The sequence below is a fragment of the Escherichia sp. Lx600-2 genome, from assembly GCF_036662595.1.
Taxonomy (GTDB): domain Bacteria; phylum Pseudomonadota; class Gammaproteobacteria; order Enterobacterales; family Enterobacteriaceae; genus Escherichia; species Escherichia coli.
The window spans coordinates 1-362 of record NZ_JAYQWM010000268.1 but is presented as its reverse complement, the minus strand read 5'-3'; the positions used below and the strand labels follow the sequence as shown (position 1 = coordinate 362).

The 362-nt window shown below is 54.4% G+C and carries 1 protein-coding gene; it reads left to right on the top strand.

What is annotated here, in order from left to right:
- Positions 1-68 precede the first annotated feature (68 nt).
- Positions 69-362, top strand: a 294-nt coding sequence (locus tag OQV04_RS24950) for an IS5/IS1182 family transposase (protein WP_009309497.1), incomplete at its 3' end; no start/stop codon positions are given.

Here is a 362-nt window from a genome sequence, read left to right as displayed (position 1 = left end):
GGAAGGTGCGAACAAGTTCCTGATATGAGATCATCATATTCATCCGGAGCGCATCCCAGAGGGACATCATGAGCCATCAACTCACCTTCGCCGATAGTGAATTCAGCACTAAGCGCCGTCAGACCCGAAAAGAGATTTTCCTCTCCCGCATGGAGCAGATTCTGCCATGGCAGAATATGACCGCTGTCATCGAGCCGTTTTATCCCAAGGCGGGCAATGGCCGACGGCCCTATCCGCTGGAGACCATGCTGCGTATTCACTGCATGCAGCATTGGTACAACCTGAGCGACGGTGCCATGGAAGATGCCCTGTACGAAATCGCCTCCATGCGCCTGTTTGCCCGATTATCCCTGGATAGCGCC